Source organism: Variovorax sp. GW821-FHT09A10, from assembly GCF_059418385.1.
In genome coordinates this window covers 117,201-131,537 of record NZ_JBWKPT010000013.1, presented here as the reverse complement: position 1 = coordinate 131,537, position 14,337 = coordinate 117,201, and the positions used below count along the sequence as shown (strand labels likewise).

13 protein-coding genes are annotated in these 14,337 nt (G+C 68.9%); 6 read left to right on the top strand and 7 right to left on the bottom strand.

What is annotated here, in order from left to right; translation table 11 throughout:
• Window positions 1-296, top strand: a 296-nt coding sequence (locus AC07Q9_RS30040) for a hypothetical protein (RefSeq protein ID WP_495312791.1), incomplete at its 5' end; no start/stop codon positions are given.
• A gap of 70 nt (window positions 297-366) precedes the next feature.
• Here AC07Q9_RS30040 and AC07Q9_RS30035 read toward each other — a convergent pair.
• On the bottom strand, window positions 367-1,356 hold the full coding sequence (locus AC07Q9_RS30035; protein WP_495312790.1) for a Bug family tripartite tricarboxylate transporter substrate binding protein: 990 nt from the start codon (window positions 1,354-1,356) through the stop codon (window positions 367-369).
• 245 nt (window positions 1,357-1,601) lie between these two features.
• Between AC07Q9_RS30035 and AC07Q9_RS30030 the strand changes: the two genes are divergently transcribed.
• Together AC07Q9_RS30030 and AC07Q9_RS30025 are read left to right on the top strand one after the other, a co-directional pair.
• Window positions 1,602-1,979 carry a VOC family protein gene (locus tag AC07Q9_RS30030; RefSeq protein WP_139700542.1) on the top strand — a complete coding sequence of 126 codons (378 nt, stop codon included), beginning with the start codon at window positions 1,602-1,604 and terminating at the stop codon, window positions 1,977-1,979.
• Window positions 1,980-2,084: 105 nt separating this feature from the next.
• Window positions 2,085-4,670: a hypothetical protein gene (locus tag AC07Q9_RS30025; RefSeq protein ID WP_495312789.1), complete on the top strand. Its 2,586-nt coding sequence runs from the start codon at window positions 2,085-2,087 to the stop codon at window positions 4,668-4,670.
• Between the two features lie 49 nt (window positions 4,671-4,719).
• Here AC07Q9_RS30025 and AC07Q9_RS30020 read toward each other — a convergent pair whose 3' ends face one another.
• Genes AC07Q9_RS30020 through AC07Q9_RS30000 form a run of 5 tightly spaced genes read right to left on the bottom strand, consistent with a single transcriptional unit; the run spans window position 4,720 to window position 11,691 of the window.
• The gene (locus AC07Q9_RS30020; protein ID WP_139700538.1) at window positions 4,720-5,301 is read right to left on the bottom strand and encodes a superoxide dismutase; all 582 of its coding nucleotides are present in this window, start codon (window positions 5,299-5,301) and stop codon (window positions 4,720-4,722) included.
• A gap of 46 nt (window positions 5,302-5,347) precedes the next feature.
• The gene (locus AC07Q9_RS30015) at window positions 5,348-6,013 is read right to left on the bottom strand and encodes a helix-turn-helix transcriptional regulator (RefSeq protein ID WP_492686917.1); all 666 of its coding nucleotides are present in this window, start codon (window positions 6,011-6,013) and stop codon (window positions 5,348-5,350) included.
• Between the two features lie 35 nt (window positions 6,014-6,048).
• Window positions 6,049-7,488, bottom strand: a complete 1,440-nt coding sequence (locus AC07Q9_RS30010) for an efflux transporter outer membrane subunit (protein WP_495312788.1) — start codon at window positions 7,486-7,488, stop codon at window positions 6,049-6,051.
• A 13-nt stretch (window positions 7,489-7,501) separates the two neighbouring features.
• Entirely contained in the window at window positions 7,502-10,588 is a 3,087-nt protein-coding gene (locus AC07Q9_RS30005) for a MexW/MexI family multidrug efflux RND transporter permease subunit (protein ID WP_495312787.1), read from the bottom strand.
• Window positions 10,585-11,691, bottom strand: a complete 1,107-nt coding sequence (locus AC07Q9_RS30000) for an efflux RND transporter periplasmic adaptor subunit (RefSeq protein WP_495312786.1) — start codon at window positions 11,689-11,691, stop codon at window positions 10,585-10,587. The genes AC07Q9_RS30005 and AC07Q9_RS30000 overlap by 4 nt, the downstream gene beginning before the upstream one ends.
• Window positions 11,692-11,978: 287 nt before the next feature.
• Between AC07Q9_RS30000 and AC07Q9_RS29995 the strand changes: the two genes are divergently transcribed.
• Entirely contained in the window at window positions 11,979-12,305 is a 327-nt protein-coding gene (locus AC07Q9_RS29995; RefSeq protein ID WP_062473861.1) for an ArsR/SmtB family transcription factor, read from the top strand.
• A gap of 43 nt (window positions 12,306-12,348) precedes the next feature.
• On the opposite strand, the gene AC07Q9_RS29990 is transcribed toward AC07Q9_RS29995, so the two are convergent.
• The gene (locus tag AC07Q9_RS29990) at window positions 12,349-12,762 is read right to left on the bottom strand and encodes a DsrE family protein (RefSeq protein WP_493195207.1); all 414 of its coding nucleotides are present in this window, start codon (window positions 12,760-12,762) and stop codon (window positions 12,349-12,351) included.
• Window positions 12,763-12,873: 111 nt separating this feature from the next.
• Here AC07Q9_RS29990 and AC07Q9_RS29985 point away from each other — a divergent pair, with 111 nt between their 5' ends.
• On the top strand, window positions 12,874-13,833 hold the full coding sequence (locus AC07Q9_RS29985) for an MBL fold metallo-hydrolase (protein ID WP_487847481.1): 960 nt from the start codon (window positions 12,874-12,876) through the stop codon (window positions 13,831-13,833).
• Window positions 13,830-14,300: a thioredoxin fold domain-containing protein gene (locus tag AC07Q9_RS29980; protein WP_495312785.1), complete on the top strand. Its 471-nt coding sequence runs from the start codon at window positions 13,830-13,832 to the stop codon at window positions 14,298-14,300. The genes AC07Q9_RS29985 and AC07Q9_RS29980 overlap by 4 nt, the downstream gene beginning before the upstream one ends.
• Window positions 14,301-14,337 lie beyond the last annotated feature (37 nt).

Sequence of the window (14,337 nt, the reverse complement as noted above, 5' to 3'; positions counted from 1 at the left end):
GAAGCCTTCAGGCTCACAAAGCGGGTGGGTCAGTATTCGACGGAAATCTAGGGTCAGAGATTGGCGGAATCCAACAGGAGGACATCATCAATCTTGTTGCGGGGCGACCCGAACTGCCCGAAGAGGTTGAGCAATGGGGTGGCGAAGTGCAGGACTACTTGCGAGCTAGCTTCGATGACCTTCTATCGGATCAAAGATTCCTTGACAGCCTGGAGTGGCATCTCGCGCATGAGAGCAGTGCGGAGAAGCGCATAGCACTTGTTATCGAGCGATTGCGAAGGATGGCCGGGTTGTAGCGGCCAGTCGATTCCTTCTTTTGAATCCGATGCATCGAAGGCCTGCCGTGGCGGCCTTTGTTGCCCAGTCCTACTCGATCGTCGCCCCCGAGGCCTGCACGATCCCCTTCCACTTCTCGTAGTCGGTCTTCAGCAGCGTGCCGAACTGCTCCGGCGTCATGCTCTGCGGCTCCGCGCCCTGGGCAATGATGGCCGCCTTCATTTCGGGCGTGGCCAGCAGCTTGTTGATCGCCGCATTCAGCGTGGCGACCACGTCCTTGGGCGTGCCGGCCGGCACGAAGACGCCGTACCAGGTGCTCACGTCGAAGTCCTTGTAGCCCAGCTCGGCCACGGTGGGCGTGTCGGGCAGCGAGGTGCTGCGCTTGGCGGAGGTGACGGCCAGCGGGCGCAGCTTGCCGGCCTTGATCTGCGCCATGGCCGAGGGCACCGACGACACCATCAGGTCGACGTTGCCCGCGAGCACGTCCATCATGGCCGCGTTGGAGCCCTTGTAGGGCACGTGGCGCATCTTGATCTTGGCGGCGCCGTTGAAGATCTCGCCGGCCAGGTGGATGGTGGTGCCGTTGCCGGGCGAGCCGTAGGTGACGGTGTCGGGCGCGGCGCGCGCGGCCTTCACCACGTCGTCCAGCGTCTTGAACTTGGAGTTGGCCTGCGTGACGATCACCACGGGCGTGTAGGCCACGTGGGCCACGGCCGTGAGGTCCTTCACCGGGTTGTAGCTCAGGCTCTTGTAGAGCCAGGGCGCGACGACCATGTTGTCCTTCTGGCCCATCACGATGTCGTAGCCCGTGGGCGTGGCGCGCGCGGCCTCGGCGATGCCGATGGTGCCGCCGGCGCCCGCGCGGTTGTCGGGCACCACGGTCCAGTGGTTGGCTTCGGTGAGCTTCTGCGCGACCAGGCGCGCCAGGATGTCGGTGCCGCCGCCGGGCGGGAAGGGCACGACCATGCGGATGGGCTTGGCGGGGTAGGCGGCGGTCTGGGCGTGGGCCGGGGCGGTGGCCGCCACGGCGGTGAAGGCCAGCGCGAAGGCCAGCGGACGGAGGAAGTTCGATCGGGTCATGGGGTGCATTGTCTCGTTCTGGGGGCAGGGGGGATGCAGTCTGCCGGAAGTGCCGATGCAGGGTTTTCGCGGTTCGCGATGGCCCTCGTCTCGGCTGGCGGGGGCAGAACGCGGGGCGGTGCGTACTTTCGGACGCCTTGACACCGCCCATCGCGCGTCGAATACTCCACCAAATGGTTGAGTATTTCTGGCTCGCCCGGCGCTCGACGGCTTCCGGGCGCCCATCCTCTTTGCGGGAGGCTCCCATGCTCGGACACATCAATGCAGTGGCCAACCTGGCGGTGAAAGACCTCGCCGTGGCCCGACGCTTCTACGAAGACACGCTCGGCCTCGCGCAGGTCGATGCCGAAGGCGACGAGGTCATCGTCTACCGCAGCGGCAACACGCGGCTCAATGTCTACCGCTCGGCCTTCGCGGGCACCAACCAGGCCACGGCCGTGACCTGGTCGGTCGACGGCGACATCGAGCGCCTCGTGGCCGCGCTCAAGGCCAAGGGCGTGCGCTTCGAGCACTACGACATGCCCGGCACCACGCTCGCGGGCGACATCCACGTCATGGGCGAGATGAAGGTCGCGTGGTTCAAGGACCCGGACGGGAACATCCTGAACCTCATCAACGTCTGAGCAACCCCTGTCCATCCGGCATCCCCCGTTTGGGGGAAGCCAAGGGCGACGCGCTGCGGACAATTCCTCCTGCCATGCACCGGCCTGGCATGGAGGAGTCACCACATGCGCGCACCGCCGCCCGAGCAGTCAACGCCTGAACCACCCGCACGCCCCGAGCGCGTCGCGGTCATCGCCATCCACGGCGTGGCCGACCAGAAGGCCGGCGACACGGCCCGCGCCATCGCCTCGCTGATGCTCAACCACCCCAGCCCCGACGCCACCTACCGCCAGGCCGACTGCGACAGCCACCTGTTGCCGGTGCCGCCGCTGACCTCGATGGTGCAGCAGCGCACCGGGCATCAGGACAAGAACGAGAAGGCCGCCACCGAAGGCGCCGCCGCGCAGAAGGCCTACGTGCCGCCCGTGCGCAAGGCCATGCGGCAGTCGAAGACCTCGGACTTCAGCGCCGACGACTGGATCTCGACCGCCGAGGCCGACGACGCGGGCGTGGTGCGCGCCGCCAAGGGGCACGGGCTGCTCACGCCGCGCGAGCTGAAGAAGAGCAACCCCGACATCGCCTTCAGCGACTACCTGCTGTTCAAGTCGCAGCGCGCCGAGCCCGACCACGAGGCTTACGAGGCCACGCGCGTGCGCATGACGCGCGACGCCACCGATGCCCACGGGCAGCCGGTGCAGCAGCACATCGACGTGCACGAGATGTACTGGGCCGACCTGTCGCGCCTGCCGGGCTCGGTGGCGCGCATCGTCGCCGAGCTGTTCACCATCGTGTTCCGCCTCTCGCAGCTGGGCCGCGACGCGGTGGACCGGGCCGCCGAGGCGGCCGGCGTGAATATGAAACCCAGGCCGCCGGGCGCGCAGCCCTGGGCCTGTCTCGCGAAGCTGCAGACCGCACTCGACTGGATTTTTGCGAACCTGCTGGCCAACATCTTCCTGCAGCTGCTGCTGGTCGGGCTGGTGATCGCGGGGCTCGGCGGCCTGGCGCGGGCCGAGCCTGCGCCGGACGCGTTCTCGCTCACCGAACTGCTGCGACGTGTGCTGGCCGTGGTCGTGCCGGTGCTGGCTTTCTGGTGGTACTGCTACCAGGCGCGCAGCACTGCGTCCGCACGGATCGTGGTGGGCCTGTACGCCTGTGTGGCGGTGGTGTTCCTGTGGACCCAGGTGCCCGCGCACTGGGTGGTCGGCGTGGCCTGGGTGGCACTGCTCGTGGCGTTGGCCGACCGCGCCCTGCGCATCGCGCGCGACCGCTTTCCGGCCGCGCGCACCTGGGGGCTGGGCTTGATGGCGCTGACCGTGGCGGCGCTGCTCGTGCACGTGGCGATCAACGCCGCGGCGGCGGGCGCCACCGACGACCTGCGCCATTGGGTGCGCGCCGGCATGCGGGTGGTCGAGTACCTGCTGATGGGCGTCGTGGCCTGGTGGGTCGTGGCCGGCGTGCTGCTCATTGCCTGGCTCATCGCCGGGCAGGCCGTGCCCGACCGCAGCCCGGCGGCGCGCGCCAGCATCGCGACGGGGCGGCTGGGGCTGTTCGTGTCACTGGCGGCGTTCGTGGCACTGACGATGGTGGCGTGGGCCGTGCTGACGAACCTGGTGGAGCTGGGCGCACGGGGCGTTTCTTATGCGCCGTTCTGGTTTTCCAAGGACATGTGCTGGGGCGACGGTGCGAACTTTCTGCACGACCGCTATGAACGAAGCACGCAAACCTTCGCCTTGACGGCGGGCCTCACCCTGTCGCTGCTGGCCTATCTCGTGGCGGTGCTGGTGCCCAGCCTGTTCGCCGAGCTCAAGGTGGCCTTCGGCACGTCGCAGGGCCTGGGCCGCTGGCTCGGCGCGGGCTACCGCCGGCTCGACGGTTTCGTCACCTTCCTCACGACGGCCAGCGTGTTGGGCGCTTTTGTGGTCGCCCTGTTGCTGTTGCTCAAGCAGTGCGATGTCGACGTCGGCGCGTGGATCGACGGCGTGGTGATCGCCCTGTCGGGGGTGTCGCAGACCGGCCTCAAGCCGCTGATCTTCACCGCCGCCACGCTGGCCGCCTCCGTTTCGCTGCTCGGCGGATTTCTCACCCGCACCGTGCCGGGCCTGCGCATGCCGCTCGACGTGGCGCTGGACGTCGACGGCCACTTCCGCGAGTTTCCGCGCCGCGCCATTCCGCGCGCGCGCATCTTCTCGCGCTACGTGTCGCTGCTGGAGCATGTGGCGGCGCAGGGCTACGACCGCATCGTGATCGTGGCCCACAGCCAGGGCACGGTGATCTCCACCGAGCTGCTGCGCTACCTGCAGTTCCGCGCGGCGCAGAAGGTCGATGCGCGGGTGACCGACCTCTGGGCGGCGCTCAACAAGAGCCGGCTGCTGCTGCTCACTGCCGGCTGCCCGCTGCGCCAGCTGTATGCGGCGCGCTTTCCGCACCTCTACGGCTGGGTGACGGCGGAAGACGCGAACGGCGGCGGGCCGAGCGCGGCCCAGGTCGGCGTGGCCCGCTGGGTCAACCTGTACACGGCCGGCGACTACGTCGGGCGCTGGCTCTGGGGCGCGGACGACAAGCCCTACGAGCCGGTGACGACACCGCCGGCTTGGTGCGTCGCGGCCGAGCACGAGGCCTGCCTCGGCCTGGGCGCCCACACCCACTACTTCGACCTCGACCAGGCGTACGTGGCGCGCTGGATCGACTGGATGGTGACGGCGCGCCCATGAAAAAGCCGGCCCGCAGGCCGGCTTTTTCTTCATGCCGACAGCGCGGGCTTCAGCCGAAGTTCTTCGCTGCGAAGTCCCAGTTGGCCAGCTTGGCCAGGAAGGTTTCGACGAACTTCGGGCGCAGGTTGCGGTAGTCGATGTAGTACGCGTGCTCCCACACGTCCACCGTCAGCAGCGCGGTGTCGGCGGTGGTCAGCGGCGTGCCGGCGGCGCCAGTGTTCACGATGTCCACCGAGCCGTCGGCCTTCTTCACCAGCCAGGTCCAGCCCGAGCCGAAGTTGCCCACGGCCGACTTCACGAAGGCTTCCTTGAAGGCGTCGTAGCTGCCCCACTTGGCGTCGATGGCCTTGGCCAGCGCGCCGGTGGGGGCGCCGCCGCCTTGGGGCTTCATGCAGTTCCAGAAGAAGGTGTGGTTCCAGATCTGGGCGGCGTTGTTGTAGATGCCGCCGCTGGACTTCTTGACGATCTCTTCGAGCGTCATCGCTTCGAACTCGGTGCCCTTCTGCAGGTTGTTCAGGTTCACCACGTAGGCGTTGTGGTGCTTGCCGTGGTGGAACTCGAGCGTTTCCTTCGAGTACTCGGGGGCCAGCGCGTCGATGGCGTACGGCAGCGGGGGAAGGGTGTGTTCCATGGTGGAGTCTTTCTTTCTAGTTGGTGGATAAAAACAAGAGGGTGCCTCAGGCGCGGGCCTTGGGCACGATGCGGTAGGCGCAGCGCCGCGCGCCCGCGAGCACATGCTCGACACGGCTCACGTCGGCCTCGGGCCCCAGCACCTCGTCGAAGAGCTGCAGCTCGCTGCGGCAAAAGCCGGTGCAGGCCTGCGCCGCGGTGCAGATGGGGCAGTGGTTCTCGATGAAGAGAAAGCCGTCGCCCTCGGCCCGGTACTCGGCCATGTAGCCCTCGCGGCTGCGGATGTCCGCGAGCCGTTCGAGCCGCGTCTCGAGGTTGCGCGCGCCGCGCATGGCCTCGGTGTAGGTGGCGCGCATGGTGGCTTCGCGCGCGCCGATGAGCTGGTCCATGCCCTTTTCGCCGAACACGCTGATCACGGCACTGATCATCTGCACCGTCATCTCGGCGTGCGTGTCGGGAAAGCGCTTGTGGCCCTCGCCGGTGAGCCGCCAGATCTGGGTGGGGCGGCCGCGGCCGCTGGAGCGGCTCTCGGCGTCCACCAGCCCTTCGGTCTCGAGCTTGGACATCTGCTGGCGCACCGCCTCGACCGTCACGTGCAGCACCTTGGCGATGTCGGGGATGCCGAGCGCGCCACGGGTCTTCAGCGTGGAGAGGATGCGGTCTGCCGGCTGGTGCGGCATCCAGGTGGGCTTGGTGGCATCGGGGGCGGACATGGCAGCTTCGGTCGTGGGGGAAAACAGCGTCATTGTCAGGTGGTTGGGCCTCCCTTCGCATCCGTGGGCGCTTGCCACCCTCCGCCGAGCGCTTTGTAAAGCGCCACGAGGCTGGTGAACGAGGCGGTTTCGGCCTCGGCCACGGCATCCTGCGCGCGCAGCAGGGTGCGCTGCGCGTCGAGCACGCTCAGGTAGGGCGCGGCGCCTTCGCGGTAGCGCACCTCGGCCAGCTCGGCGGCGCGACCGCTGCGGGCGGAGGCCTCCAGCAGCCGCTGCAGGCGCAGCTGGTTCTGGCCGTAGCCGGTGAGGGCGCTTTCGACGTCCTCGATGGCCCGCAGCACGGTCTGTTCGTAGACGGCGCGCTCGCCCTCGGCACGCGCCTCGGCGCCGCGCAGGCGGGCCTTGACCGAGCCCAGCCGCAGCGCAGGCCAGCTCACGCCGGGCGTGACGCTGAAGGCGCGGCTCGACGAACTGCCCAGGTCGGCCCCGCGCAGCGCGATGAAGCCCAGGAAGCCGCCGATGTCGACGCGCGGGTACAGCTCGGCCGTGGCTGCGCCCACGTCGGCGGTGCTGGCGGCCAGGCCGCGCTCGGCGCGCAGCACGTCGGGTCGGCGGCGCAGCAGTTCGCCCAGGTCGCCGATGGGCAGGCGCTTGTCGAGCACGCGCAGCGCGTGCGGCTGCAGCATGGGCGCCAGCTCGGCCGGGCGCAGGCCCGCCAGCACGGCGACGCGGTGCGCGGCCTGGCGGCGCGTGGTCTCGAGCGCGGGCAACTGGCTCTCGGTGCTGGCCAGGTTGGCCTGCGCGCTCGCCAGGTCGCCTTCGAGGCCGCGCCCGGTGCGCACCTGCGCCTCGGTCACGCGCAGGCTCTGGCGCAGGCTGTCGAGGGTGCGCTGCGTCACGGCCAGGCGCTGCTCGGCGCCGCGCATCTCGTAGTAGTTGCGCGCCAGTTCGGCCACGGCCACGATGCGCACCTGCTCGAGGTCGGCCGCGCTGGCCTGGGCGCGCGCGGTGGCGGCTTCGTCCAGGCGCTGCAGCCGGCCGAAGAGGTCGATCTCCCAGCCGGCGTCGAAGCCGGCGCGGCTGCTCTGCGCCAGCGTGCGGGCGTCGGCCGGCACACCGTTGCCCTGCGCGATGCTGCGCGTCTTGCTGGCGCCCAGCGTCACCACGGGCAGGCGGTCGAGCTCGGCCTCGGTCTGCATCGCACGCGCTTCCAGCAGCCGCGCGTGGGCGATGCGGATGTCGTGGTTGCCGGCCAGCGCACGCTCGATGAGCGCGTCGAGTTGCGGGTCGTCGAGCTGGCGCCACCAGTCGCGCTGCACCGCGTCGGGCGCGAACAGCGCGCGCTCGGGGGCGGCGATGGCCACCGGCGCATCGTTCGGCGCGGCGTACTTCGGCCCGACCGCGCAGCCGGCCAGCACCAGCAGGCTGAGTGCGAACGGTGCGGCGTAGGAAAAGAGTCTTGTCGTCATGGTCATGCTCCCGGTGTCGTCAGGCGGGCTCGCGCGCCACGAGCGCCTCGAGTTCGGCGGCGCGCTGCGAGCGCCCCACCGTGCGGTGGTCGCGCGCCAACAACGTGTACATGGTGGGCAGCACGAACAGCGTGAACAGCGTGCCCACCAGCATGCCGACCACGATCACCAGGCCGATGCTGAAGCGGCTGTTGGCGCCCGCGCCGCTCGCGAAAAGCAGCGGCACCAGGCCCACCACCATCGCGGCCGTGGTCATCAGGATCGGGCGCAGCCGGATGCGCGCGGCCTGCTCGATGGCGGCGCGGCGCTCCAGGTTCAGGCGCTCCTGGATCTCGTTGGCGAACTCCACCATCAGGATGCCGTGCTTGCTGATGAGCCCGATGAGCGTCACCAGCCCGATCTGCGTGTAGATGTTGATGGTGGCAAAGCCCAGCGCCAGCGGCACCAGCGCGCCGCAGATCGACATCGGCACGCTGACCAGGATGATCAGCGGGTCGCGCAGGCTCTCGTATTGCGCGGCCAGCACCAGGTAGATCACCACGATCGCGAACACGAAAGCCATCACCAGCGCAGAACCCTCTTGCGTGAACTGGCGCGCGTCCGACTGCCAGTCGTAGCTGAAACCGGCCGGCAGCTTCTTGGCCTCTTCGCTGAGGAACGCCACCGCGTCGCCCATGGTCACGCCCGGCATCGGAATGGCCTGGAAGGTCGCGGCGTTGAGCTGGTTGAACTGCGTGAGCTTGTTGGGCCCCACGCTGGTCGACAGCTGCACCAGGTTGGCCAGCGGCACGGGTTGGCCGCTCGCGCTCTTCACGAAGTAGCGCGCGAGGGCCTCGGCCGTGAGCCGCTGGTCGCGCGGCGACTGCGGAATCACGTCGTACGAGCGCCCGTCCATGCCGAAGCGGTTGACGTAGTTCTCGCCCACCAGCACCGCCAGCGTGTCGCCGATGGCCTTCATGGTCACGCCCATGCTGTTGGCCTTGGCGCGGTCCACGCGCACTTCGGTCACGGGGTTGTTGAACTCCAGGTCGCTGTCGACCACGGCGAACTTGCCGCTCTCGCGCGCCGCCTTCTTCAGCGTTTCCATCGCCTCGAACACGCTGCGGTGGTCGCCCGCGCTGCGGATCACCATCTGCACCGGAAGCCCGCCGGTCGAACCGGGAAGCGACGGCAGCTGAAAGGCGAACACGCTGCTGCCCTCGACCTCGTTCATGCCGCCCTGCACGTCGCCCTGGATCTGGTCGGCGTTGCGTTGGCGATCTTTCCAGTCGGACAGCTGCACGCCGCCGATGCTGTTGGAGACGCCGTCCGAGCCGTTGATGAGCCAGCGGCCGGTGTTCTCGGGCAGCTTGGCCAGCACCTCGTCCCACTTCTGGCCGAACTTCTCGACGTAGTCGATGTTGGCGTGCTGCGGCGACTTGATGACGGTCATCACCATCGCCTGGTCTTCACCCGGCGCCAGCTCGCGCTGCGCCGCGTTGTACAGAAAGGGCAGGCTCACGAGCACGGCCGCGGCCAGCAGGCCCGTGACCCAGCGGTGGTGCAGCGACACGTCGAGCAGCCGTCCGTAGGCCGTGGCCAGCTTGTGGAAGAAGGCCTCGGCATAACGCGCCATGCGGCCCGCCGTGGCGTCCTGCGGCAGCAGGAACGAGCTCATCACCGGCGACAGCGTGAGCGCGATCACGCCAGACACCACCACCGCGCCCGCGAGCGTGAAGGCGAACTCCTTGAAGAGCGACCCCGTGAGGCCGCCCATGAGGCCGATGGGCGCGTACACCGCGGCCAGCGTGAGCGTCATCGCGATCACCGGGCCGGCCACTTCGCGTGCGCCGATCAGCGCGGCCTGCACGCGCGACTTGCCTTCCTCGATGTGGCGGTGCACGTTCTCCACCACCACGATGGCGTCGTCCACCACCAGGCCGATGGCCAGCACCATCGCCAGCAGCGTGAGCAGGTTGATGCTGAAGCCGAACAGCAGCATCAGCGCCGCCGCGCCTAGCATCGACAGCGGAATGGTCACCACCGGAATGAGCACCGCGCGCAGCGAGCCCAGGCACAGGAAGATCACCAGCACCACGATGGCGATGGCTTCGAGCAGCGTCTTCTGCACCTCGTCGATCGAGGCCTCGATGAAGCGCGCGAGCTCGAAGGGCAGCTGCACCTCCACGCCCGGCGGCAGGTTCTGCTTGATGCCGGGCAGCAGGTCGCGGATGCGCTTCACGATCACCAGCGGGTTGCCGTTGGGCGCCGCCTGCAGGCCCAGGTAGATGGCCTTGTCGCCGTCCATGGTCGCGCTGCTGTCGGCACTCGCCGCGCCCAGTTCCACCGTGGCCACGTCGCCCAGGCGCACGATGGCATCACCGTCGCGCTTGATGACCATGTCGCGGAACTCCGCCACGTTCACCAGGTCGGTGTTCACGCGGATGTTCGACACCACGTACAGGCCCTTCACCTGCCCGGGGGCGGCCTGCACGTTGTTCTGGCGCAGCGCGTCGGCCAGCTCGCCGGCCGAGATGCCGCGCGCGGCCATGCGGTTGGCGTCCAGCCACACGCGCATCGCCAGCGTCTGCCCGCCCGACACCTCGACGCCCGAGACGCCCTCGATCGACGCGAACTGCGGCTGCACCACGCGCGAGAGGTAATCGGTGAGCTGCGGCACGGGCATGGTCTTGCTCGAGAAGCCCACGTAGGCGACGGCCGTGGCCTCGCCCGACGACTTGAGGATCACCGGGTCGAAGGCCTCGGCCGGCAGCCGGTACTTCACCTGGCTGACCTGCGCCATGGCCTGCGTGAGCGCCTGGTTGGCGTCGGCGTTGAGCTTCATACGCACGCTGATCACGCTGCGGCCCAGCGTGGACGACGACGAAAGGTAGTCGACGTTCTCGATGGTCGCCACCGCCTGCGCGATGGGCTGCGTGACGAAGCCCTGCATCAGCTCCGGCGAGGCGCCGGGGTACTGCGTGGTGATGGTGAGCGTGGTGCTCTCGGTGAGCGGGTACTGGCGCACCGGCAGGTCGCCCAGCGCACGCGCGCCGAGCAGCAGGATGAGCGTGCTCACCACCAGCGCCAGCACGGGCCGGCGCACGAAGAGGTCGGTGAACTTCATGACTTCGGCTCCGTGAGGGCCAGCGTGTCCTTCGCGGCCGGGGCCACGGCGGCGCCGTTGTACAGGCGCAGCTGGCCCGAGGTGACGACCTGCTCGCCGGCCTTCAGGCCTTGCTCGACCACGACCAGGCCGTCTTGCCGCTCGCCGGTCTTCACGAACACCTGCTGCACCGAGAAGCCGTCGCCTTTTTCGCCGGCGCGCACCACGAACACCGAGTCGCCGTGCGTGCTGTAGGTGATGGCGGTTTCAGGCACCGCGATGGCGTCGGCGCGCGCGGGCAGCGCCACCTTGGCGTTGACGTACATGCCGGGCGTGAGCGCGCCGTCGGCGTTGTCGACCATGGCCTGCAGGCGCACGGTGCGCGTGTCGCTGCCGATCATGGGCTCGATGGCGCTGAGCTTGGCGGGGAACACGCGGCCCGGGTAGGCATCGACCGCGAGCGCCACCGCCTGGTTGCGCCGCAACGCCGGCAGTGCGTTCTCGGGCAGCGTGAGGTTGGCGAACAGCGTGCGCGCATCGGTGAGCGACACCAGCGCGTCGCCGGCGCGCACGAACTGGCCGAGGTTGACCTTGCGGATGCCCAGCACGCCGTCGAACGGCGCCCGGATGTGCTTCTGCTCGATGAGCGCCTGCACGCGGCGCAGCTCGCCGCTGGCCTGGTCGAAGGCGGCCTGCGCCTGTTCCATCTGCTCCTGCGTGGCGGCCTGCTGCGGCAGCAGGCGGCGCGTGCGCTCGAGCAGGGCCCTGGCATTGGCCTGCTGGGCGCGCAGCCGTTCGAGGTCACCCTGCTCGGGCGCGTCGTTCAGCTGCACCAGCAGCTGGCCTGCACGCACCTGCGCGCCCGGCGTGAACAGGATCTTCGCGACCCGTCCCTCCACCTCGGCCGGCACCTCGACCTGCCGGTTGGCCTCCAGCGTGCCGATGCCGCCGAGAAAGCGCGCCATCTCGGTCTGCCGCGCGGGGGCCACCGCCACCTTGGCCGGCGGCATGGCGCCGCCCTGTGCATGGGCCGGCTGGAACTTCGCCACGAGCCCGTAGCCCGCCGCGCCCAGCACCGCGACCGTGAGACCGGCGCCGAGCCAGGTCCTGGATTTTTTGTTCATACGCAACCTGCTTTTTTATCAAAGAAAGTGCTTTGATTATTAGATCGCGTCCGAGCGCTGTCGAGAAAGACGTGGCAATGGCCCCGATAGGGCAGGGCTATCTTTGGCGTGGCGTGCATGCGGGGTGCTCCGGGTGGTTGCGCGGGGACATCCCCGCACCCCGAAGACGGGCAGCGCGTCGCTTTTGTGACGCGGCGCCGGTGTGCAATCGCCGTACGGCCGCCGGGACATCGCTCGCGCCGCCAGACGCCGATGTACATTGCGACCTGCGCATGAACCTATTCAGCATGGCCACCAAACCCCGTAAGAAGTCCGCGGCTGTCACCGAGGACGAGGTCTTCGACATGGCCGCCGACCTGTTCCGGGCCATGGCCGCGCCCATGCGGCTGAAGATCGTGAGCCTGCTGTGCAACGGCGAGAAGAACGTGAGCGAGCTGCTCGCGCAGATCGACACCACGCAGCCCAACATGTCGCAGCACCTGAACACGCTCTACCAGGCGGGCGTGCTCGCACGACGCCGCGACGGCGTGAGCATCTACTACAGCATCGCGAACGAGACCGTGGTGGCGCTGTGCCGCAGCATCTGCGTGCAGATCGCCATCGAGCAGGAATAAGCAGAAGAGAAGAAGGCCGCCAGGCCTTCTGCGGCGGAGCCCCTCAGGGCTTCAGGTAGACGTAGCCTTCCTTCGCCTGCAGCCGCGCCACCTCGGCCACGCCCGAGGGCACCACCTTGGTTTCCATCAGCAGCTTGCCCGCGTCGATGTTGCGCGTGGTCAGCGTGTTGTTGCACACCTTGAACTCCACGCCGCGCCCGGCCAGCGCGCTCACCGGGCCGCTGAACTCGCGGCCCTTGCTGTCCTTGGCGTCGCTCAGCAGGAAGTCGATGCCGGGGCCGTGCGTGACCACCACGATCTTCGCCTTCGGGTCCGCGTTCAGGTGGTTCGTGATGTTCGCCAGGATGGCGGCGCTGCTCTCCACGCCGGTGTTGACGTGGTAGACCACCTTGGTCTCCTGCGCGCCCGCGAACGTGGCGACCATGGCGAGCAGGAAAGCGATGAATGCGTGTCTCATGGGGAAACCCTCTGGCTGTTGTCGTTGCCCGCAAAATATCATCTTCTGCTTATATTTACAGCCGGGCAAGCCCGCGGCCCTCGCCGCCCAGCCCGCAGGAGACGACCCACGATGTTCCCGTGCCGGCCCACCGCCGTTCGCGCGAAGGCGCTGTTGATGTGCGCGGCGCTCTGGCTGAGCGCCAGTGCCGCGTTCGCCGCGCCCGAGATCCGCCCGCTGCCGGTGGCGCCCGACATCTACTACGTGCAGGGCATCCCCGCGCTGGGCTCGAAGGAGAACCAGAACTTCATCTCCAACGCCGGCTTCGTCGTCACGCGCGACAGCGTCGTGATGATCGACGCGCTCGGCTCGCCCGCCGTCGCCGAGCGCATGGTGGAAGAGATCCGCAAGCTCACGCCCAAGCCGATCAGCCACGTCATCCTCACGCACTACCACGCCGACCACATCTACGGCCTGCAGGTGTTCAAGGCGCTGGGCGCGCAGATCGTGGCGCACGCGCGAGGCAAGACCTACCTCACGTCCGACACCGCACGATTGCGGCTCGAGGCCTCGCGCCAGGAACTCGCGCCGTGGATCGACGAGCGCACGCGGCTGGTGCCGGCCGACGTGTGGATCGACGGCCGCACCGAACTGACGATTGGAGGCACGCGCTTCGTGATCCAGCCCGCCGGCCCCGCGCACACGCCCGAAGACCTGGCCATCTTCCTGCCGCAGCAGAAGGTGCTGTTCACCGGCGACATCGTGTTCCGCAACCGCACGCCCTACGTGGGCTCGGCCGACAGCCGGCACTGGATCGCGTCGCTCGACGCGCTGCTCGCACTCGATGCGCGCACCATCGTGCCGGGCCACGGCCCCGCGTCGGACGACCCGGCGCAAGACCTGCGGCAGACGCGCGACTACCTCGTCTTCCTGCGCGGCGCGATGCAGAAGGCCGCCACCGAGATGACACCCTTCGACGAGGCCTACGCCGCCACCGACTGGTCGCGCTTCGAGGCCTGGCCGCTGTTCAAGGTGGCCAACCGCATGAACGCCTACAACACCTACCTGCTGCTGGAGCAGGAGGCGCGATGAGCGGCGACCGCACGCGCCGGCAGCTCGTCGCGGGTCTCGCTGCGTGGTGCGTGGCGCCGATGGCCGTGCATGCGGCCGATGTGCTGTTGCCCGCGCCTGCCTCGCTGGCCGGCGCGCTCGCGGCGGCGCTGGCCCGCGCGCAACCGCTGGTCGTCATGGCCAGCCTGCAGGGCTGTCCCTTCTGCAAGATCGTGCGCGAGCACTACCTCATGCCCGAACTCGCTGCGGGCGTGCCCGTGGTGCAGATCGACTTTCGCGACGCGCGCACCGTGCGCGACTTCGACGGCGCCGCACGCACGCACGACGCGCTCATCAAGGCATGGAAAGTCACCGTCGCACCGACCGTGCTCTTCTTCGGCCGCAACGGCCGCGAGGTCGCCGAGCGCCTGACCGGCGGCGACTCGGACTTCTACGGCGCCTACCTCGACACACGCCTGCAGCAAGCGCGCACCGCCGTCCGCAGCTGACGTTATGCATGGCGAAACCGAACGGGTTTCCCCCAAG